Origin of the sequence: Pseudovibrio sp. Ad13 (assembly GCF_001623225.1) — a bacterium.
Classification (GTDB): Bacteria; Pseudomonadota; Alphaproteobacteria; order Rhizobiales; family Stappiaceae; genus Pseudovibrio.
This window is the reverse complement of record NZ_LMCC01000012.1, coordinates 89,378-109,332: the sequence shown is the minus strand read 5'-3', so window position 1 is coordinate 109,332 and position 19,955 is coordinate 89,378. Positions and strand designations below refer to the sequence as shown.

The window sequence follows — 19,955 nt, the reverse complement described above, 5'->3', positions numbered from 1 at the left end:
AATAAACAAGTTTGACACTCGGGTATCGCGTTGGCTGGTACGGGTCAACCAGCCAATCTCCGATACCTACGGAATATCTCGGGTTTTAGGTTCAGTTACCGGCTTTTGCTGAATTCAAGCTGGAGAACGAACCAGCATCAGCTGCGGCTTTACGGCAAACAAAACCAGGCCCAGGCCGAAGCAATAGAGGCTGGAGAATGCAAACTGAGTGTCCAGCTCAATACCGTTATCCAGCAGAACGCCCATCAGTCCGGGAGCCAGCGCGGAGGCGAAGACCATCATGGCGGAATATACTGCACGGATGGACCCCAGATGAGCTGTTCCATAAAGTTCGGCCAGAACAGCAGAGGCAATCGCCCCCCAGGAGCCAACGGTTATGGCGAGGATGATCATCGCAATCGGCACAAAGTACTCTTCGCCGCCAAAGGCAAACACGAGCACACTCACACCAAGAGGAATAACAGAAAGCGGGAGCAATGAGACGGCAGAGAAACGGTCAATCAACATACCAGCAGTCATAGAGAACACAGCACCAGCCGCTGCATAGAGTGGCAGATAGGATGGGATCACAGTCCGTGCCCAGCCCTTTGCTTCCATGAAGTGGACCTGATGGAACATGAGGCCCGTGACAAGAAACGGCACAGCGAGCACGGCTGTCATAACCACCCAGAACCGCCAGTCAGACATCACCTGCTTTCTGGTCCAGCTCACAGCAGGACCATTTGAGCCTGAAGACTCAAGCGGGTTTTCCGGTGTCCGGTCTTTCTTGAGGGTCAGATAAGCCAGAGGAAGGAAGAAGACGAGAAGCGTTATGCCCGCAACGGACCAAAGATCCCGCCATGAGAATGCGACCATGAGCGAGACAGCGGCCAATGGCAAAAGCGCTTCGCCTGCCATGTTGCCAAAGGAGGCCAGGCTGAGTGCCTTCCCTCTGGAGCCATGAAACCAGCGCGACATGGCTGTCTGCGAAGTATGGGGGAGCATGCCCTGCCCGAACAGGCGTAGGCCATAGAGGCAAATTGCAAGTAATATGATGGAGTTATGCCAGCTCATTAAGAAACTGAATCCGGCAAGAATAATAATTGCAGCACACCCGACGACCACAGGGCGATAATAATCGACTATCCTGCCCAAGTAGATGAGCGTTGCAGCACTTGCCAGTGTCGCGAACATGTAAATTGAGCCGAAATCACCGTGAGAGAGGCTATAGGTCTCACGGATCTGGGAGGAAAATTGCGCGATGAAGAAGGTTTGACCAAAGCTGGAGCCAAACCCGAGCAGAAACCCGCCCGCGACCCAGCGCAGGTTGCGCTGGAGAAATTGGAAGAAAGTCATAGACTTAACCTAAAAAGCGTAGAAAGTGATTCAGGCAAGGCGTGATGCTTGCCTGAGCACCAGAGATCAAGTCCAGAGCGCGGCTTGCTTGTTCTTAAAGTAAGATCTCAAGCCGCGTGTGGTTCTAGGTTCGATCCCGGAAACGGTTGGTGATTGGGTAGCGACGATCGCGCCCAAAGTTCTTTAGTGTGATTTTAACACCCGGCGCAGCCTGACGACGCTTGTACTCTGCGATGTAAAGAAGGTGTTCGACTCGATGGATGGTTCCTACAGAGTGGCCGCGCTTGGCGATCTCGTCAAGGCTCAACTCTTTTTCAACGAGACAATGCAGGATGTCATCCAGAACATCGTACTCTGGCAAGCTGTCCTGATCGGTCTGATTTTCACGCAGCTCAGCTGTTGGCGCTTTGACGATGATGTTGTTCGGGATCACCTCACCCGCCGGCCCCATAACACCTGCCGGATGGTTTTTGTTGCGCCAGTCAGACAGACGATAAACCTCGGTCTTGTAAAGATCCTTGATCGGGTTGAAGCCGCCATTCATATCCCCATAAAGGGTGGCGTAGCCGACAGACATTTCTGACTTGTTGCCGGTGGTCACAACCATGGAGCCGAATTTGTTGGAAACAGCCATAAGGATGACACCGCGAGAACGGGACTGGAGATTTTCCTCGGTGATACCGCTCTCAGTGCCGGCAAATACGCCAGCCAGCGTCTGCTGGAAGCCCTCGACAGGCTCTGCGATTGGAATGGTATCGTACTTCACCCCAAGTGCATCCGCGCAGGCCTTGGCGTCCTTGATGCTTTCCTCGGAGGTGTAGCGGTATGGTAGCATGATGCAGTGAACACGATCAGCGCCCAGAGCGTCAACGGCCATGGCCGCACAGATCGCACTATCAATACCGCCGGACAGGCCAAGTACAACGCCCGGGAAGCCGTTTTTATTCACGTAGTCTTTGAGGCCAAGGACACACGCAAGCCAGTCTGCTTCCTGTGTATCTGGCATTGGAACGATGCGAGTTGGTTTTGCGAACCACAGACCTTCTGCATCTTTATTGAAGTCGAGGTAATCTGTTTCCTCGGTGAATTGACCGAGTTGCATCACCAATGAGCGATCATGATTGAGGGCGAAGGATGCGCCATCAAACACGAGCTCATCCTGACCACCAACCTGATTGCAATACACGAGCGGAAGGCCCGTTTCGACAACACGAGAGAGCATGATCTGCATGCGCTCATCAATTTTATCGCGGTTGTATGGCGAAGCATTTGGAACCAGCAGAATTTCAGCGCCTGTCTCTTCCAGACATTCGCAAACCTCATCGGACCATGTGTCTTCACAAATCGGAACGCCAATGCGTATACCACGGAAATTCATCGGCCCCGGATTGGGCCCAGCATCAAAGACACGCTTTTCATCGAAAACGCCATAGTTTGGCAGATCGACCTTGTAACGCAGGCCCTCAATGTTGCCGTTGTCGAGCAGTGCGACGGCGTTGTAGAGCTTATCCTCTTCGGCCCATGGGAGGCCAACGAGCAGTGCGGGACCACCATCAGCCGTTTCTTTGGCCAAGCCTTCCAGTTCACGCTTACAGGCAGCTACGAAGGCTGGCTTCAAGACCAGATCCTCTGGCGGATAACCAGCCAGAAACAGCTCAGAATACAAAACCAGATCAGCGCCTTGTTCGGCGGCTAGCTTTCGGTGATGACGCACTTTCTCAGCATTACCGGAGATATCACCAAGGCAAGGGTTGGCCTGTACGACGGCCAAACGGAACTGGTCTTTAATCATCATATAAACTTCAAAGGCTTTAGTGGATGGAAGGGGTGGCCCTGTTTGCTTCGAGCTTTAATAGCTTTGATTCTCGTGTACCGCGTTTTTGTAGCAGAGAAAAGTCGATCCATCACATAGTTGACGGTTGAGGAAAGGATTCACAGGGTGAAAATCAATCTGACGACTTCTTCTTCACCTGCCCAGAATCTTTCGCCTTCGCCATGAGGTCCAGATGCTGTTGCAACCTTGTACCCATTGGCATCTGTGCCATGTCCCTGGCCTGAATAGGCTCATCCCCCTGCATCACGATGGCCTTCAGGCGATCATACAGAATTGCGGGCGCGATTGGTTTGGCAAGGAAGTAATTTACGCCAGCATTGCGCGCCGCCACAACAACGGAACGGCGGGAATCAGCCGTGATGACGATTACCGGGGTCTTGGCAATTTCAGAATCTTCGTCCTGCCTGAGAATACGGAGGAAGTCATTGCCATCAATCGGGTGCATGATCCAGTCGCACAGCACAATATCAGGCCTGCGATCGAGCAGAATTGCGATCGCGTCGGCCCCGTCGCCTGCTTCGTAGATGGAACGCACGCCAAAGCCGGAGATCATAGTGCGCAAGATGGAACGCATGTAGTTGTTGTCATCCACAATAAGGATTGAATAGCCAGACAACAAAGAATCGCTCTGAAGCAACAAACTCTCCCTGAGGGCGAAAAAACCTAGAAAAACATCGGGCAGCGAAAGGCAGGAGGCACATAGTTCCAATTTTCTATGTGCTTCGCATATAAATATTTATCAAAAAAAGAGGGGCTGCACAATGTGCAACCCCTGATCATCATATGATACTCTAGATAGAGTTAAGTGTTCACTGCAAGGCGTGTATCAGATTCTTTTCTGAGGTTCTCTGCGATTTTGAACGCCAGCTCCAGAGCCTGATCCGCATTGAGGCGAGGATCGCAATGGGTGTGGTAACGATCACCGAGTTGTTCTGCGGACAGTGCGCGTGCACCACCGGTACATTCGGTCACATTACGGCCAGTCATTTCGACGTGAACACCACCTGCATGAGTGCCTTCAGCGCGGTGTACCGCGAAGAATGCTTCTACTTCACGCAGAATACGCTCAAACGGACGTGTTTTGTATCCATTTGCAGTGATGGTATTTCCGTGCATCGGGTCACAAGACCAAACAACTTTCTTACCCTCACGCTCAACAGCACGTACCATAGCTGGAAGATGTTCGAACACCTTGTCCTGGCCGAAACGGGTGATCAGTGTCAGACGACCAGCTTCGTTTTCAGGGTTCAGAACGTCGATCAGCTTGATCAGCTCTTCAGGATCAAGAGATGGACCACATTTGAGGCCAATCGGGTTCTTGATGCCACGGAAGAATTCAACATGTGCATGATCCAACTGACGCGTACGATCACCGATCCAGAGCATATGGCCGGATGTTGCGTAACATTCGCCAGTGGTGGAATCGATGCGTGTCAGCGCTTCCTCGTAGCCCAGAAGCAATGCTTCATGGCTGGTGAAGAAATCGGTGGAACGCAGCTGTGGTGTATTGTCGGGATCAACACCGCAAGCACGCATGAAGGAGACAGCGTCGGAAATACGATCGGCCATTTCCTGATAACGATGTGCCTGCGGGCTGTCTTTTACGAAGCCGAGCATCCACTGATGGACGTGATCCAGATTGGCAAAGCCACCTTGCGCGAACGCACGGATCAGGTTCAACGTCGCAGCAGACTGACGGTAGGCTTTCACCTGACGCTCAGGGTCTGGAATACGAGAGTCTTCGTTGAACTCGATACCGTTGATGATGTCACCACGGTAGCTTGGCAGTTCAATATCGCCCTTCTTCTCAATATTGGAAGAACGCGGTTTTGCAAACTGACCAGCAATACGGCCCACTTTTACAACTGGCTGCTGCGCACCATAAGTGAGCGCCACGGCCATTTGCAGGAATGCTCTAAAAAAGTCGCGAATGTGATCAGCGTGATGCTCTGCAAAGCTCTCCGCACAATCACCACCTTGCAAGAGGAATCCACGCCCCTCGGCAACATCAGCGAGCTGCGCTTTCAACTTGCGCGCCTCACCTGCAAACACGAGCGGCGGATAAGTTGCTAGGCGACTTTCAACGTCTGCCACTGCTTCCTTATCTGGATAGTCCGGTACCTGCACGATCGGTTTTGATCGCCAGGAATCCGGTGTCCATTTGTCCGCCATTTTAAAACTCCATCAATACGGAATGCTGCCAGCGCGCCCTATGCGCCTCTCTTTGGCAGCGTTAATTCTTTGAGCTGTTCTCATCATGAGACAAAAGCCCAGAAAGGCTTATACACGCAGCCCGTTTATCTGACTAGGGGGACGTATACGTTGTTTTATCGCTGTAGGTTGAGGATACCTCAAAAAAATCAGGCCCTATGAGAATCCATCAAACCAATCTGCTTTAGAGCTACTATGTTCTAATAAATTAGATCTTGATAGATAATTATTTCAAAGCACCCTTCAAGATCGCAGATGAACACTTGTGTAAAGATACATGAAGCGTTCACACTCGCGAACCATGAACCTAATTTCAGCGATTTAAATATTGAGCATTCACAGATTTCAGCAGATCGTCAATCGTGCCCGCAAGTTCTTTGGACAGAACAATAGCACGCGGATAAAACGGCTCTGCGCGATCATTTAGAATTGGTACACGATCCCAGCCGTCCGTGGTTTCCATGAAGTGCAATAAACCTTCACGACCCCACAGGCGATGGAATCCAGCCATGACGCAGTCAACATAGCTTTGCAGGATTGGGTGCTCGTCATTGCCCCAGTGCGCGTACTGATCCTGCACCTGATAAAGGAACGTGTCTGATGGCATCTGCCTGCCACAATCGGGCACGAAACTATCATCACTGAGGGATTTGCGGTTATAATGCCATTCACGTTTATCCAGCGCAGGCAGGTTTGCTTTTGTATCAAGCACAATCGCACCACGAATGACAGAGCCCTCTTCACGACGGACACCCAATGCGCAGACACCAACGCCTGACATGCGGCCATTGCCTTCTTTGCCTTTGGAGCAGCCACGCCATTCCCGCTTCCAGCCACTCAGCTGTCCAGCAACCACAGTCGTGCCTGCGGGCAATGTTTCTTCATTTACGAGTGAGCCATAACCAAAATAGCAAATCTGGTCCTGTGTGAGGTCAGTCACGAGTATTCCTATCAAAACGAGAAAGATGCCCTGCTCCAGATGCAGGACAAAAAAGAACCGCTAGCAAAGGCCAGCGGTTCTTTGGAAGTCAACTAAAGTTTAATTCTTGCGGATACGCTCAGATGGTTCGCGCATTGTCACCAATTCTTCTGCAGCAGTCGGATGCACCGCAATGGTACGGTCGTAGTCCGACTTGGTGGCGCCCATGGACAGGGTCACGCCGATGATCTGGATAAGTTCGCCAGAGTCTGGACCCATGATGTGAATGCCGAGGATTTTGTCGGTATCCGCATCCACCAGCATCTTAAGGAACATCTTGCCAGGTTTGCCAGAAAGGGTGTTCTTCATCGGACGGAAGGATGAGGAATAGATATCGATGTTGTCGAAGCGCGCCTCAGCTTCTTCCTGCGTCAGACCTGCCGTACCAATCTCAGGCTGAGAGAAGACTGCGGTCGGGATCATAGAGTGATCGACATGCCACTCGTTGCCACCATAGGTGCTGTCTGCAAAGGCATGGCCTTCACGGATCGCAACTGGCGTCAAGTTGGCACGGTTGGTGACATCGCCCACAGCAAAGATACTTAGCACAGAGCTCTGGCTCTGCGGAGTAACGACAATTGCACCTGCTTTGTCGAGTTCAACGCCAGCTTCTTCAAGACCGAGGCCTGCTGTGTTCGGGCGGCGACCGATCGCATAAAGCACCTGATCGGCTTCAATCACTTCGCCGGCGTGGGTGGTCACTGTCAGACCGCCCTCATGCTTCTCAATGGATGCAATGGTGGACTTGGTTTTGACGGTGATACCTTTTTCTACCATCTGCTCATGCAGACCGGTACGCACGTCCATATCGAAACCACGCAGGATTTCTTCACCGCGATACAAAAGCGTGGTCTCAGATCCCATGCCGTTGAAGATGCCAGCGAACTCGACAGCGATGTAACCGCCACCGACAACAATGGTTCGCTTCGGGAACTCGGAAAGGTGGAATGCTTCATTGGATGTGATGGTATGCTCGCAGCCGACAAGACCTGCATCAACGTTCGGCGTTGCGCCAACAGCTACAAGGATACGTTCAGCTGTGATGACTTGATCAGTTGATAGCAAGCGAACAGTATTCGGGCCTTCAATCACTGCGCGGCTGTCGTGCAGTTCAACGCCGGACTTATCCAGGTTGCGGCGATAAATGCCTTCCAGACGGGTGATTTCCTTGTCTTTATTCTCGACAAGCTTATCAAAGTCGAAGGTTGGCGTGCCGTTCAGGCTCCAGCCATACCCGTCCGCGTTTGCGAATTCCTCGGTGAATTTCGATGCATAAACAAAGAGTTTTTTGGGAACACAGCCGCGGATAACGCAGGTCCCGCCATAGCGAAATTCTTCAGCAATACCGACACGGGCGCCATGGGTTGCTGCGATGCGCGCTGCACGTACGCCGCCAGAACCGGCCCCAATAACAAAGAGATCGTAGTCGAAATTAGTCATTACAGCCCACTTTCGTTTGCAATAAACCTTATGCAACGACGTTTCGTTACGCTCTAAGGTCTTGTCTTATAAAAACGTAGGCTCAGATTTGGGCCAGATACGCCCAAATTTCAAGGGGCGTATCTGATCTAACTGTTCATTTTGGATTGCGATTTCGTGATCGCTTATTGAGCAGCCATTTCAGCAAGTTTCTTCCGTGAAATTGCAACCATATCGGTGCTGACTGCATCACTCCACTGCTTTGCAGCACCGATCGTCAATGCAGATAGCGTACCCGACAGGTCAGCAAGACGCTTACCGGTGTCGGAGTTGTAGAAGGTTGCGATTTCATTGAGCTGCTCTTCAGAGAAGCGACGAGCCCAAACTTCGTAGATCACACGATCCAGCTCCTGACGGCGCGGGATAAGTTCAACAGCAGCCTCATTCACAGCGATGTCGATCTCAGCACTCATTGCCGGGTTGGAACGAATAAACAGGGTACGAGTACGCTCTGCAACATCTGGAAGGATGTTATCGAAGTTCTCGATGGATTTTGTTGCACGAACAGCCGCTTTTGCAGCTTCGATGTGGCTTTCAGAAATAGAATTGTCCTGAGCCATAACCGGGCTGGAAATCAGCACACCAGCAACAACCAGTGATGCAACACCTGCAATTGCTGCAGACTTGAACTTAGCGAGCATAAAATGGCTCCCCTATATTTTAATCAGCTGTCCTAAAATGACTGTCGGGACAGCTTAAGGTTCCAAGACACGAATTTCATCAGTACCGGCAACATAGGCCCGCACTGCCATATCAATAAACAACCCGTGCTCAACGACACCTGGAATAACCTCCAGGCGTTTTGCTAGTGACTTCGGATTGCTGATTGCCTGTAGGTGGCAATCAAGAATGTAGTTGCCGTTATCGGTTACAAGTGGCTTTTCCCCTGCCATACGCAGGATCATCTCACCTTGCAGCCCCTCAGCGTCCAAGCTGTTTTGCATCATCTGGCGAGTGGCCTCAAGCCCGAACGGAACAACCTCCACGGGAAGCGGGAACTTTCCGAGGGTATCAACAATTTTGCTCTCATCAGCAATCACAAGCATGCTTCCGGAAGCAGCCGCAATTATTTTTTCACGAAGCAGCGCTGCGCCGCCGCCTTTGATAAGGTTCAGCTGCGGATCAATTTCGTCCGCCCCATCAATAACCAGATCCAGCACTGGCGTTTCATCCAGTGTGGTCAACGGCACTCCAAGCTCGTCGCAAAGAGCTTGGGAATAAGATGAGGCTGGCACGCCGATGATCTCAAAGCCATCCTTCACCATCTCTGCCAGAAGGCGGATCAGTTCATTGACTGTTGATCCAGAACCTATCCCCAGCTTCATGCCGGGCTTAACTTCCTTGAGTGCTGCAGCTGCGGCCTGCGCCTTCAAACTCATTGCCATCTGACTAATTTCTCTTCCCCGGACCCAAAGCTTGTTCGGAAACGTTCACAGACAAGAACAATTCTGCCTAGTTATTGCGCTTGGGTCTACTGTGACATAACTCCTGCTGATTACCATGAGGTGTGTGTCCCGCCAAGCAGCAATCCACCCAACACACTATAGGTTTTCCTCGCAAATTGACTTCACGGTGAATTTCGGTAGTGTGGCGCGGATTTTCTCAACAGAAACGAGCTTAAGTATGACAACACCAGTTCTGGTTTTCGACCTAGACGGTACTCTCCTGGAGACCATGGGAGACCTCACAGCGTCGATGAATCATGTTTTGGTAGAAGCCGGGTTTGAAGCCATTGAGCCTGAACGGGTCAGGAAAATGGTCGGCGCTGGCGTGAAAGTGCTGATGAGCCGTGGGCTCGAGGCGAGCAAGATTGAAGTGACAGATGAAGTTCTGGAACCATTGCTTGCTAAGTTTATTCGCTACTACGAGACTCATATTGCAGATAAGACCCATGCTTTTCCGCAGGCGCTGGAAACAGTTGCGCGGCTGAGAGCTGTTGGCTGGAAAACAGCTATCTGCACAAACAAACTGGAAAAACTGGCTAAACCGCTGGTTCGTGCCATGGACATGGAACACCTGTTTGACGCTGTTGTGGGCGGAGACACCTTCTCCAAGAACAAGCCGGATGCGATGCCAGTCTTTGGTGCAATCGACATTGCCGGTGGCTCCCGCGCAGGCTCCATTTTCATTGGCGATTCCAAGGCTGACATCAGCGCTGCACGTAACGCTGGCCTGCCCGTGATCGCGGTGGATTTCGGTTACACAGACATTCCTGTCCGCGAACTGGGGCCTGATGTGGTGATTTCTCACTACAATCAGCTGGAAGCGGCAGTCAAAGAGTTGAGTGCTGAGAACGCACCGACCTAACTCTCTGATATAGATACAAGATACTCTGCCGCCCCTGTTTGTTCAGTGGGCGGCAGTTTTGTTTACAGCCGCAAATCCGTCTCAATTCCCCCACGTAAATCCCATCAATAAATCACTGCTTGGTTCGATTTTTCGCTCAATGCAGTCACATTCCCCTGCGAAACATTCAGTCAATCGGAAAGCTCTGTTTTCCAGTAAATGAACATCAACACGGGAACACTGCGCCACATCAGGTGCAGGTCAATGGCTGCATGGTTAAAGCTTCACTCGTTTCGCTGTTTGCGATCATTCTGGCTAGTGCGCTTGCGCAACTGGCGAGCTCTGCTTTGCTAACAAGCTTGCCGCTTCAGATCGCCAGCATTGGCGGCTCTGCCTCTCAAGCTGGCCTTGTGGCAGGGGCTTACTCTCTTGGTTTTATGGTTGGGTGTATGCGTGGTGTGCGCATGATCAACCGGATCGGACACATCAGAGCCTTTGCTGGCGCTGCTGGTTTGACAGCTCTTCTCGTTTTGCTTTTCAAGAACACAGAGAGCATCATTTTCTGGACTGTACTCCGGTTCTTCATGGGGGCGGCATTTGCGGTTTTGTTTGCCACAGCTGATGCATGGCTGAATGAGTCTATCAAAGACGAAGTTCGTGGGCGTATTTTATCTGTGAACTCCATTGTGATTGGTGCAATGGCCATTCTCTCACAGATTTTCGTTGCCAAATTCACCGAGGTTCCTTTGCAAATGCTGGAACTGCTCAGCGCTGTACTGCTTGCAGCTGTTGTATTGCTCTGCATGACCCGCTCTGTGCCACCACGCACATACAAAGCCAAGCGCATTAAGTTCAAAGAGATTTGGGCTCAGTCTCCTGTGGCTGTGCTGGGTGCTTTTGCTTCCGGTGCTATTGTCACCAGTCTTTTGACGATTGTGCCCTACTCCCTGTCCAAGGCCGGGGTTGGAGGCAGCACCACAGCTCTTATGATTGCGATGATCTATATTGGCCGCCTGATGTTCCAATGGCCGTTTGGCTCTCTTGCTGACCGCATGGATCGCAGATGGCTCATTCTTGGTTCTTCTGCACTGATCACCGTCATCATGGTTACCTTCCTGATTGCTGATCCGTTCACTGGCTGGAACTCTGGCTTCCTGCGTAATTATCATCTGCTGAGCATGCTGGGTCTGGTGCTGGTTGTTCTTGGAGGTCTCTCCTTCCCGCTGCAATCCATCTGCGTGGCACACGCATTTGAACGGAAACCGGAGAGCAGTGTTGCGTTGTCGACCTATCTGCTTTTCATCTGGGCTGCGGGCAGTGTTGCAGGTCCAACACTCATCAGTATCCTTGCACCAGTACTTGGTTCCAAGACGCCTGATCTCATTTTGATTGGTCTTAGCGGTTCACTTGCTCTGTTCACTGCGTATCGGCTTTATGTGGCGAAGCTGTTCTTTGTTCGTCGTTCGACACGTAAACAACTCCTAAGTGTGAGTAACATGCCTTATGCAAGTTATCACCAAGCTCAACCCTCTGAAAAATATAAGTAATGCGAAGTCATTGGTATCAACAGGACCGCCTCCTGCGATATATTTGGAATTCTTTTGGGAAAAGTTTCTTCAGGGGCTTGCGAGAACCCGTCAAAGGCCCTAAACACCTCCTCACGCCACACGGCGTACCACCCTGCGGGGGCGATTAGCTCAGTTGGTAGAGCGCTTCGTTTACACCGAAGATGTCGGGAGTTCGAGTCTCTCATCGCCCACCATTCCTTCTTATGAAGGCTTTCAGTCTCCCGATTATTCGCGGAGGCTTTTTTATTTTCTTCCGTTGTTTTCCTTGTACATACACTCTGCCTCCCCATATTGCCCCAGAGGGTTTAGAAACATGTTGTGCCTTGGCGTTTTCGTGGTGCACATCACAACTCTTTGTTTTGAAGCAGAAATTCTTTGAAAGTCTGAAACAGTTTTTCTAAGATGGGCTTCTGAAATTTGGGCAGTTTTAAAGATCAGGACCACGTCTATGAACCGGATATTTTTGTTTATCGGCAAGACTTTTGCAGCGTCTGTGATGCTGTTCTTTTTCGTGGTTGTTTTCCAAACCGTGATGTATGGCGGCCCGGCACGTGATGTTGCAGCCTTTATCTCGGGCGCAGGCGGCGTTTCTTACACTTCTTTTGTCGCGATCCGAAATCGGAACGCCTGATTAAACTATTCGATCCGTGTTAAGAAAGGGAGCCGAGCCCCCTTCTCTGTCCTTCTTATATCTTCAGATCTTCGCCTGTACCGAAGTTGTCGGCGACATAATCCAGATCCTTATCACCACGCCCCGACAGATTGACGAGGATTGTCTCTCCCGGACACTCCTTGGCGAGCTTCATCGCATATGCGACTGCGTGAGAGCTTTCCAGTGCAGGAATGATCCCCTCATAACGCGAGAGTGCCCAGAAGGCTTGCAGGGTCTCATCATCGGTCGCTGAGCTGTAGTGCACCTTACCGATATCATGCAGGTAGGAGTGTTCAGGTCCGACACCTGGGTAGTCCAAACCAGAGGCAATTGAATGCACTGGCGCAGGGTTGCCTGCTTCATCTTCCAGAACACGGCACTTGAAACCATGGAGCATGCCCGGCTTGCCGAACGTCATGGTTGCTGCGTGCTGTCCAAGCTCAGGCCCTTTGCCCATTGGCTCGACACCATGCAACTTGACTGACTTATCCTGAATGAAGCCAGAGAAGAGGCCCATTGCGTTTGAGCCGCCACCAACACATGCCACAGCATGGTCTGGCAGATTGCCGGTCATCTCGGTAAACTGCTCACGGGCCTCGATGCCTACGATCTGCTGGAAGTCACGTACCATACGCGGGAATGGGTGCGGGCCTACCACAGAGCCGATTGCGAACAGCGCCTCATCGGCCTGCTCCAGATAGGATGTGAACGCAGAGTCCACTGCCTCTTTCAGCGTGCGACCGCCGAAACCAACCGGTACGAGCTTTGCACCCAATAACTGCATGCGGACGACATTTGGATGCTCTTTCTCGATGTCCACTTCACCCATGTGAATTTCGCAGTCTAGCTCAAAGTAAGCTGCAGCTGTTGCTAAGGCCACGCCGTGCTGGCCTGCCCCGGTTTCTGCAATGAGCTTCTTCTTGCCCATATGTTTTGCCAGAAGTGCTTCTGCCATGCAGTGATTGAGTTTGTGGGCGCCGGAGTGGTTCAGGTCTTCCCGCTTTAAGTAAATGTTCGCGCCTGAGCCAATCCGGTTGGACAGGTTGCGTGCATGCGAGATGGGGGTTGGGCGGCCCTGAAAGTGCTTGCGGATGTAGCGCAGCTCATTGATGTAGGAGGCATCGCCAGAGATCTTTTCGTAGGCTTTCGCGATCTCTTCGAACTGAGGCACCAGCTCAGGCGGCAGGAATGCACCCCCATACTCACCGAAGTAGCCTTCTTTGTTCGGGAACTCTTTTAAATAATTGTCCATCAGCTCACGCTCTCCCAGCCCATTATCTATATGTATGGGACTGATGCTACTTTAAGCCGTGCGGGGCAATCCATCTGGTAATTGGAACTAGTCACTGATTTCTTGGCAGATAAACAAGCACTTAAAGCACCGCATGGCCTTCCATGCAGTGTTGGAACAGAATTCCCGGAAGCCGGGATGAGCAAGGCGGCAGGCAATACCTGCGCTGTTTGTTAGTAATGTTTCTTCGGCATTGGCTACACGCCTTGCCCGGGCTTTCTTATAATGAACAACGTCGCCTCTTTTGCCTATAAGGCACGATAGTCAGTTTCCTGAAAAGACAATGGCTTACCCAGACACGTTTCCATGCCCGAACAGTTCCCCTGTCTTTGACAAACGCATCTGCAAAAGCAGGTTTTACTGCCGGTACATCGCATCTATCACCGCGTGATACCCTATAGTCCTGGGCCCTTCCCCTCAAACCATGCGGTCACGTTTGAAGTTCGGTTCACCGGACCACTGAAAGGTGCGTTACGTCTTCCAATAGCCCCGCCCAACCTACGACAAACTGACGGTCGCTCCGCCAGCAGCCCGTTACGTAGGCATGCGCTTAGTATGGGCATGGTTTTGAGCCAGGGGGATAAGTTTTTACACACCCGCATACAAAAACAAAAAAGCCCCAGCACATGGCCGGGGCTTTTCGCATTCCAGAGAGAACTCTGAATTACTTCAGGTCAACGCCGTAGAAGATGTGACCACCGAATGGATCGATCTTGTAGTTTTCGACCTTCACAGAAACTGGCTCAGAAACAACAGAGTGAGCGATGGTTGCCCATGGAGCTTCACGCTTGAAGACCACCTGTGCCTGCTCATAGAGCTTGGTACGCTCAGCAACGTCTGCAGTTACTTTCGCTTTTTGGATCAGGTCTTCAAACTCAGCGTTACACCATTGAGCGCGGTTTGAACCACCAACGCCGTCACAGCCAAGAAGAACTGCAAGGAAGTTGTCCGGGTCACCATTGTCACCAGTCCAGCCCAGAAGAACAGCACCGTCACGGTCTACCTCTTTAGAGCGCTTCAGGTACTCACCCCACTCGTAGGAAACGATCTCAACGTCAACACCAGCCTTTGCGAAGTCGCCCTGAATAACTTCAGCCATACGACGTGCGTTCGGGTTGTAAGGACGCTGAACAGGCATCGCCCAGATCTTCATCTTCAGATCTTTAACGCCTTCCGCTTCCAGAGCAGCTTTTGCAGCAACCGGATCGTACTTGTCATCCTGAAGGTCAGCGTTGTAAGACCAGATAGTTGGTGGGATTGGGTTGGATGCCACTTTACCTGCACCCTGGAACACTGCGTCCAGAATTGCCTGCTTGTTGACAGCCATGTTCAGAGCCTTACGGACCTTCACGTTGTCAAACGGTGCAACCTTGGTGTTGTAAGCCAGATACCCAACGTTCAGGCCTTCCTGCTGCATGAGGTTGATCGATGGATCATCCTTCATTGCTGCAATGTCAGCTGGGTTTGGATAAGGCATTACGTGACATTCGCCAGCTTTCAGCTTCTGATAGCGCACGGACGCATCAGGAGTGATCGCGAATACCAGATTGTCGATTGGTGCTTTGCCAGCCCAGTAGTCCGGGTTTGCTTTATAGCGGATCAACGCATCTTTCTGATAACCAACCAGCTGGAATGGGCCGGTGCCAACAGGGTTCTGATCGAATGCATCCTGATTGTCCATCATCTTCTCTGCGTATTCAGCAGAGTGAATGGAAGCAAAATCCATCGCAAGGTTTGCGATCATTGGAGCTTCTGGACGGGTCAGAACGAACTTCACAGTGTAGTCGTCTACCTTCACGATCTCTTTGATGAGATCAGGCATGGACATGGCGTTGAAGTATTCGTAATTACCGCCGGAAACGCTGAAATATGGGTTTTCTTTGTTGCCCTGACGGTCGAAGGAGAAGATCACGTCGTCCGCGTTGAAATCACGCGTTGGAGTGAAGTCTTTAGTGGTGTGGAATTTTACGCCCTTACGCAGCTTGAAGGTGTATTCCTTACCATCTTCAGATACGTCCCAGCTTTCAGCCAGTGCCGGAGCGATGCTTGTTGTACCGCGCTCAAATTCAACCAGCTTGTTGAAGATCTGGCGGGAAGACGCATCAAATGTTGTGCCTGCTGTGTAGAGCGCTGGTGTGAAGCCCTCAGGAGAACCTTCTGAGCAGTATACCAGTGTTTTGGCCATGCTTGGTGCAGCAAACGCCATTGTTGCAGCCAACACACTGCCCATAAGAATTGATTTTTTCATTTCTCGTGTCCCCAATCACCTAAAGTGAATGCAAAAGCCAAGGCCTTTGATCATTTATCGAAGCTGCTTGATGCAGTTCTTCTCATAGGATTTTGCAGCGCCACACCGCAGGCTCACCTCAAGCCTACGAACCTCTCCTCAAAGAAGAAGCCATGTTCAGAATGATTTCAGGAAGAAATAGCGCGGATAGAGCACAAAATAAGCCCCCCTCCGCTGCATCGTGTCCTCCCCAGCACACCCCATATGCAACAGCTGCAAACGGGAGTACCTTATACGTAATTCTCGGTAAAATCTCCTCTTAATTGCGCATTTTTCAAAGAAATTGTTTCAACATTGCACTGAATTGGGAAAATCGTTAATGAAATGACAAAGGGCGGCTCCCCGATGGGAACCGCCCTTTTATTTTTCAAACTACACAATCAGCTTAGTGAGAAGCAGCAAGCCGCGCTTTGATGTGAGCGATGTCTGCCTGAGGCGTCGCGTTGAACAGTGTCTGTGTATACTCATGCTGAGGATTTCCAAACACTTCGTCGCGCGTGCCGTACTCAACCACTTCGCCATAATACATCACCATGACCTTGTCCGCGATGTAGCGCACTACAGACAAATCGTGGGAAATGAACAGGTAAGTCAGGTTGAATTCATCCTGCAAATCTGCCAGCAAGTTCAGGATCTGAGCCTGAACGGACAGATCCAACGCTGAAACAGGCTCATCAAGAATGAGGAGTGACGGGTTGAGAACCAGTGCACGACCAATCGCAATACGCTGACGCTGACCACCAGAGAACATGTGCGGATAGCGGTTGAAATGCTCAGGACCAAGACCGACCTTGACCAGCATTTCCATCGCCTTGTCGCGGCGCTCGGCTGGAGACATGGTGGTGTTGATCATCAAAGGTTCAGTCAGAACGTCACCAACACGCTGGCGCGGGTTCAAAGACCCATACGGGTTCTGGAACACGATCTGCACCTTGGAACGCATGTCCTTGGACAGCTTTTCCTTTGAGATATCGATCGGGTTGCCCTCAATACGGAGCTCGCCTGCAGTTGCCGGATCGATCAAAGTCAGGATACGCGCCAGTGTGGACTTGCCACAGCCGGATTCTCCCACCACAGCAAGCGTTTTGCCGCGTTCCAGACTAAAGCTGATGCCCTTCAGAGCACGGTTAACATGCTCTTTTCCAAAGATACCTTCTTTGGTGCGATATTCGCGAACCAGATTACGCGCTTCGAGGATGATATCGTCAGCCATTATGCAGCTCCTTCATCGCCGAGGTGAAAATCAGAGACCGTTGGCAAACGATCACCTGTTGCGTTTTCAGGAAGCGCGGAAAGCAGAGCCTTGGTGTACGGGCTCTTCGGGCTTTCAAAGAGTGAGAGAACATCTGACTCTTCCATCTTCTTGCCTTTGTACTGAACCACCACACGGTCAGCCGTTTCAGCAACCACTGCCATGTCATGAGTGATCATGATCAGGCCCATGCCGCTTTCTTTCTGCAGATCAAGGAGCAGATCAAGGATCTGCTTTTGAATGGTCACGTCGAGCGCAGTTGTTGGCTCATCAGCGATCAGCAGCTTTGGCTTACACGCAATCGCCATAGCAATCATCACACGTTGACACTGACCACCAGACATCTGGTGCGGGTATTTTTTCAGCGCCTTCGCGGACTCAGGCATCCCAACAGAGTCGAGCAATTCAATAGCCCTTTCTCTTCGAGAAGTTCTGCTAAGCTTGGTGTGCTCTTTGAGGGTCTCATCAATCTGAGCACCGACAGTGAAGCATGGATTCAAGCTTGCAATTGGCTCCTGGAAGATCATGGAAATGTCTTTACCAATGATCTCGCGGCGCTTTTTTGCAGACATGGTCAGAAGGTCATAGCCTTCGAACTCCAGCTTGTCCGCCCACAGATGACCGTTGTTGGCCAGCAGGCCCATAACAGCCAACATGGCTACAGATTTACCAGATCCACTTTCACCAACAACAGCAAGAACTTCACCTGCGTCAACGGAATAGCTCACGCCATCCAGAGCCCGGAAACGTCCATCAACCGTGTCGAATTCAACCGTTAAGTTTTCAATTTCAAGAAGGGCCATCGTCAGCTCCTCTTCAGTTTAGGATCGAGAGCATCACGCAGGCCATCACCGATCAAGTTGATTGCCAGCACTGTGGTTAAAATCGCAATACCTGGGAAGGTGACAACCCATGGCGCACGCAGGATGAACTCGCGAGATTCAGCAAGCATTGTGCCCCATTCCGGCTGAGGTGGCTGAGCACCCATACCGAGGAAGCCCAGAGCCGCTGCATCAAGGATCGCGGTGGAGAAGGAAAGCGCTGCCTGCACGATGAGTGGAGCCATACAGTTTGGCAGCACAGTCACGAACATCAAACGCAGAGTACCAACACCGGAAACACGCGCGGCCATCACATACTCACGGCTCATTTCGGACATCACTGATGCTCGGGTGAGACGCACATAGTATGGCTGCTGCACGATTGCGATCGCGATCATCGCGTTGAGGAGCGATGGGCCGAGAATAGCAACAAGCACCAAGGCCAGCAGCAAGGACGGGAATGCCAGAATGATGTCCATGATACGCATGATGATGGTATCAACCCAACCACCAAACGTACCGGCCACCAGACCGAGACACACACCAACAACAAGCGCAACAGATACAACCACCACACCAATGAATAGCGAGAACTGGCTGCCGTAAATCAGGCGAGACAGCAGGTCACGACCCACAGCATCTGTGCCAAGAACGTAAGACCAGCTTCCACCTTCCTGCCATGCTGGTGGCAGGAGCAGCGCATCGCGATACTGCTCGATTGGTGAATGAGGTGCAATAAAAGCTGCTCCCACAGCAATCACAACAAGCGTCAGGAAGAAGATCAGACCCGCAACAGCCCCTTTGTTGGTGCGGAAATGTCTCCAGAAATTGACGATAAGTTCAAACCGGGTATCCGGTCCGGAATTTTGTGTCACGTCAGCCATGATTTACTCCGTATGCCGAATTTTCGGATTAACCAGACCGTACATCAGGTCCACAATCAGGTTCACGATCATGACGATTGCAGCAATCATCAAAAGACCGCCCTGCACAACCGGGTAGTCACGACGGAAAATACTATCAACCATCCACTTGCCGATTCCCGGCCAGGAGAAGATGCTCTCTGTCAGGATTGCGCCGCCAAACAGCACGCCGATCTGCAAACCAATAATGGTGATGACCGGAATGAGCGCATTACGCAGAGCATGAATGCCGACCACGCGGAAGTTGGAGAGACCTTTTGCACGTGCAGTACGCACATAATCTTCATCCAGAACTTCCAACATGGCAGAGCGCGTCTGACGCGCAATAACTGCCAGTGGAATAGTGCCCAGAACGATGGTTGGGAGAATCAGATGGCTTACAGCCGAGGTGAATGCACCTGGCTCATCTGAGAGCAATGTGTCGATCAACATGAAGCCTGTAACAGGCTCAATCCAGTACAACAGAGAGATACGACCTGAAACAGGTGTCCACCCCAAAATGCCGGAGAAGAAGATGATCAGCAGCAGGCCCCACCAAAAGATTGGCATGGAATAACCGGCCAACGCTGTCGTCATAACAGTGTGGTCCAGCGCCTTACCGCGCTTTACAGCTGCGATAATACCAGCAGGAAGCCCGACGACGATTGCAAACAGAATTGCACAGAGGCCAAGCTCTACCGTTGCCGGAAAGAGCGTCATAAACTCCTGAAGAACAGGCTGTTTTGTGACGATAGATACGCCAAGATCGCCTTGAACCAAATTGCCCAAGTAAGTGAAATACTGTTGCCAGATCGGTTCATTGTAGCCGAACTGCACCATAAGTTCTTGATAGCGCTCAGGGCTTACACCGCGTTCGCCAGCCAAGAGCAGAATTGGATCGCCTGGCAGCAGGCGAATGAAGAAGAACGAGGTCAGAGTAACCCCGATAAAGGTCGGGATGAGCAAACCCAGTTTTTTTAATATGAGACGAAGCATACTTCAGTCACACCAATCAGAGGATTGTTTATCCGCAAGCCACCACTTGCGGTATGGAAGAC

General features: G+C 51.3%; 17 protein-coding genes and 1 tRNA gene. 4 read left to right on the top strand and 14 right to left on the bottom strand.

The features are described 5' to 3' along the window. Positions 1-114: 114 nt before the first annotated feature. The 8 genes from PsAD13_RS13670 to rpiA all read right to left on the bottom strand — a co-directional run bounded on the left by PsAD13_RS13670 (position 115) and on the right by rpiA (position 9,223). Positions 115-1,335 (bottom strand): MFS transporter, encoded by a 1,221-nt coding sequence (locus PsAD13_RS13670; RefSeq protein WP_063318493.1) that lies wholly within the window; start codon positions 1,333-1,335, stop codon positions 115-117. A gap of 124 nt (positions 1,336-1,459) precedes the next feature. Beyond that, on the bottom strand, positions 1,460-3,127 hold the full coding sequence (locus PsAD13_RS13665; RefSeq protein ID WP_153040893.1) for an NAD+ synthase: 1,668 nt from the start codon (positions 3,125-3,127) through the stop codon (positions 1,460-1,462). A 154-nt stretch (positions 3,128-3,281) separates the two neighbouring features. After that, positions 3,282-3,806 (bottom strand): response regulator, encoded by a 525-nt coding sequence (locus PsAD13_RS13660; RefSeq protein WP_208860384.1) that lies wholly within the window; start codon positions 3,804-3,806, stop codon positions 3,282-3,284. A gap of 164 nt (positions 3,807-3,970) precedes the next feature. Then, the gene (locus PsAD13_RS13655) at positions 3,971-5,341 is read right to left on the bottom strand and encodes a 3-deoxy-7-phosphoheptulonate synthase class II (protein WP_057466053.1); all 1,371 of its coding nucleotides are present in this window, start codon (positions 5,339-5,341) and stop codon (positions 3,971-3,973) included. 352 nt (positions 5,342-5,693) lie between these two features. After that, positions 5,694-6,320: a gamma-glutamylcyclotransferase family protein gene (locus tag PsAD13_RS13650; RefSeq protein ID WP_063318491.1), complete on the bottom strand. Its 627-nt coding sequence runs from the start codon at positions 6,318-6,320 to the stop codon at positions 5,694-5,696. Positions 6,321-6,419: 99 nt separating this feature from the next. Further along, a complete protein-coding gene (gene gor, locus PsAD13_RS13645; RefSeq protein WP_063318490.1) occupies positions 6,420-7,799 on the bottom strand; it encodes a glutathione-disulfide reductase in 1,380 nt (459 codons plus the stop codon). 164 nt (positions 7,800-7,963) lie between these two features. Then, positions 7,964-8,479: a DUF2059 domain-containing protein gene (locus PsAD13_RS13640; RefSeq protein ID WP_057466051.1), complete on the bottom strand. Its 516-nt coding sequence runs from the start codon at positions 8,477-8,479 to the stop codon at positions 7,964-7,966. A gap of 54 nt (positions 8,480-8,533) precedes the next feature. Next, positions 8,534-9,223 carry a ribose-5-phosphate isomerase RpiA gene (gene rpiA / locus PsAD13_RS13635; protein ID WP_063293129.1) on the bottom strand — a complete coding sequence of 230 codons (690 nt, stop codon included), beginning with the start codon at positions 9,221-9,223 and terminating at the stop codon, positions 8,534-8,536. 238 nt (positions 9,224-9,461) lie between these two features. On the opposite strand from rpiA, the gene PsAD13_RS13630 reads away from it, so the two are divergent. The 4 genes from PsAD13_RS13630 (at position 9,462) to PsAD13_RS13615 (ending at position 12,323) form a co-directional block, all read left to right on the top strand. Continuing rightward, the gene (locus PsAD13_RS13630; protein ID WP_084404417.1) at positions 9,462-10,145 is read left to right on the top strand and encodes an HAD-IA family hydrolase; all 684 of its coding nucleotides are present in this window, start codon (positions 9,462-9,464) and stop codon (positions 10,143-10,145) included. A gap of 251 nt (positions 10,146-10,396) precedes the next feature. After that, entirely contained in the window at positions 10,397-11,671 is a 1,275-nt protein-coding gene (locus tag PsAD13_RS13625) for an MFS transporter (RefSeq protein ID WP_063293130.1), read from the top strand. Positions 11,672-11,810: 139 nt separating this feature from the next. Further along, positions 11,811-11,886 (top strand) — tRNA-Val (locus PsAD13_RS13620). A 254-nt stretch (positions 11,887-12,140) separates the two neighbouring features. After that, complete coding sequence (locus tag PsAD13_RS13615) at positions 12,141-12,323, top strand: hypothetical protein (RefSeq protein ID WP_057466048.1); 183 nt, start codon at positions 12,141-12,143, stop codon at positions 12,321-12,323. A 55-nt stretch (positions 12,324-12,378) separates the two neighbouring features. Here the strand turns inward: PsAD13_RS13615 and trpB are convergent, their stop codons facing one another. The 6 genes from trpB to PsAD13_RS13585 form a co-directional block, all read right to left on the bottom strand. After that, a complete protein-coding gene (trpB, locus tag PsAD13_RS13610) occupies positions 12,379-13,596 on the bottom strand; it encodes a tryptophan synthase subunit beta (protein ID WP_063288359.1) in 1,218 nt (405 codons plus the stop codon). 703 nt (positions 13,597-14,299) lie between these two features. Further along, positions 14,300-15,883 (bottom strand): ABC transporter substrate-binding protein, encoded by a 1,584-nt coding sequence (locus PsAD13_RS13605; protein ID WP_063303776.1) that lies wholly within the window; start codon positions 15,881-15,883, stop codon positions 14,300-14,302. A gap of 424 nt (positions 15,884-16,307) precedes the next feature. Further along, entirely contained in the window at positions 16,308-17,135 is an 828-nt protein-coding gene (locus PsAD13_RS13600) for a dipeptide ABC transporter ATP-binding protein (RefSeq protein WP_057466047.1), read from the bottom strand. Beyond that, positions 17,135-17,977, bottom strand: a complete 843-nt coding sequence (locus PsAD13_RS13595) for an ABC transporter ATP-binding protein (protein ID WP_057466046.1) — start codon at positions 17,975-17,977, stop codon at positions 17,135-17,137. The genes PsAD13_RS13600 and PsAD13_RS13595 overlap by 1 nt, the downstream gene beginning before the upstream one ends. 2 nt (positions 17,978-17,979) lie before the next feature. Beyond that, positions 17,980-18,879, bottom strand: a complete 900-nt coding sequence (locus PsAD13_RS13590) for an ABC transporter permease subunit (RefSeq protein WP_063288355.1) — start codon at positions 18,877-18,879, stop codon at positions 17,980-17,982. Between the two features lie 3 nt (positions 18,880-18,882). Then, on the bottom strand, positions 18,883-19,893 hold the full coding sequence (locus tag PsAD13_RS13585) for an ABC transporter permease subunit (protein WP_057466044.1): 1,011 nt from the start codon (positions 19,891-19,893) through the stop codon (positions 18,883-18,885). Positions 19,894-19,955 lie beyond the last annotated feature (62 nt).

Bases quoted from the DNA above. Each gene is read 5' to 3' on its own strand.
- PsAD13_RS13655 (WP_057466053.1), bottom strand. From the start codon at position 5,341: ATGGCGGACAAATGGACACCGGATTCCTGGCGATCAAAACCGATCGTG.
- PsAD13_RS13585 (WP_057466044.1), bottom strand. From the start codon at position 19,893: ATGCTTCGTCTCATATTAAAAAAACTGGGTTTGCTCATCCCGACCTTT.
- trpB (WP_063288359.1), bottom strand. From the start codon at position 13,596: ATGGACAATTATTTAAAAGAGTTCCCGAACAAAGAAGGCTACTTCGGT.
- PsAD13_RS13670 (WP_063318493.1), bottom strand. From the start codon at position 1,335: ATGACTTTCTTCCAATTTCTCCAGCGCAACCTGCGCTGGGTCGCGGGC.
- PsAD13_RS13630 (WP_084404417.1), top strand. From the start codon at position 9,462: ATGACAACACCAGTTCTGGTTTTCGACCTAGACGGTACTCTCCTGGAG.
- gor (WP_063318490.1), bottom strand. From the start codon at position 7,799: ATGACTAATTTCGACTACGATCTCTTTGTTATTGGGGCCGGTTCTGGC.
- PsAD13_RS13640 (WP_057466051.1), bottom strand. From the start codon at position 8,479: ATGCTCGCTAAGTTCAAGTCTGCAGCAATTGCAGGTGTTGCATCACTG.
- PsAD13_RS13600 (WP_057466047.1), bottom strand. From the start codon at position 17,135: ATGGCTGACGATATCATCCTCGAAGCGCGTAATCTGGTTCGCGAATAT.
- PsAD13_RS13590 (WP_063288355.1), bottom strand. From the start codon at position 18,879: ATGGCTGACGTGACACAAAATTCCGGACCGGATACCCGGTTTGAACTT.
- PsAD13_RS13605 (WP_063303776.1), bottom strand. From the start codon at position 15,883: ATGAAAAAATCAATTCTTATGGGCAGTGTGTTGGCTGCAACAATGGCG.
- PsAD13_RS13595 (WP_057466046.1), bottom strand. From the start codon at position 17,977: ATGGCCCTTCTTGAAATTGAAAACTTAACGGTTGAATTCGACACGGTT.
- PsAD13_RS13625 (WP_063293130.1), top strand. From the start codon at position 10,397: ATGGTTAAAGCTTCACTCGTTTCGCTGTTTGCGATCATTCTGGCTAGT.
- rpiA (WP_063293129.1), bottom strand. From the start codon at position 9,223: ATGGCAATGAGTTTGAAGGCGCAGGCCGCAGCTGCAGCACTCAAGGAA.
- PsAD13_RS13665 (WP_153040893.1), bottom strand. From the start codon at position 3,127: ATGATTAAAGACCAGTTCCGTTTGGCCGTCGTACAGGCCAACCCTTGC.
- PsAD13_RS13615 (WP_057466048.1), top strand. From the start codon at position 12,141: ATGAACCGGATATTTTTGTTTATCGGCAAGACTTTTGCAGCGTCTGTG.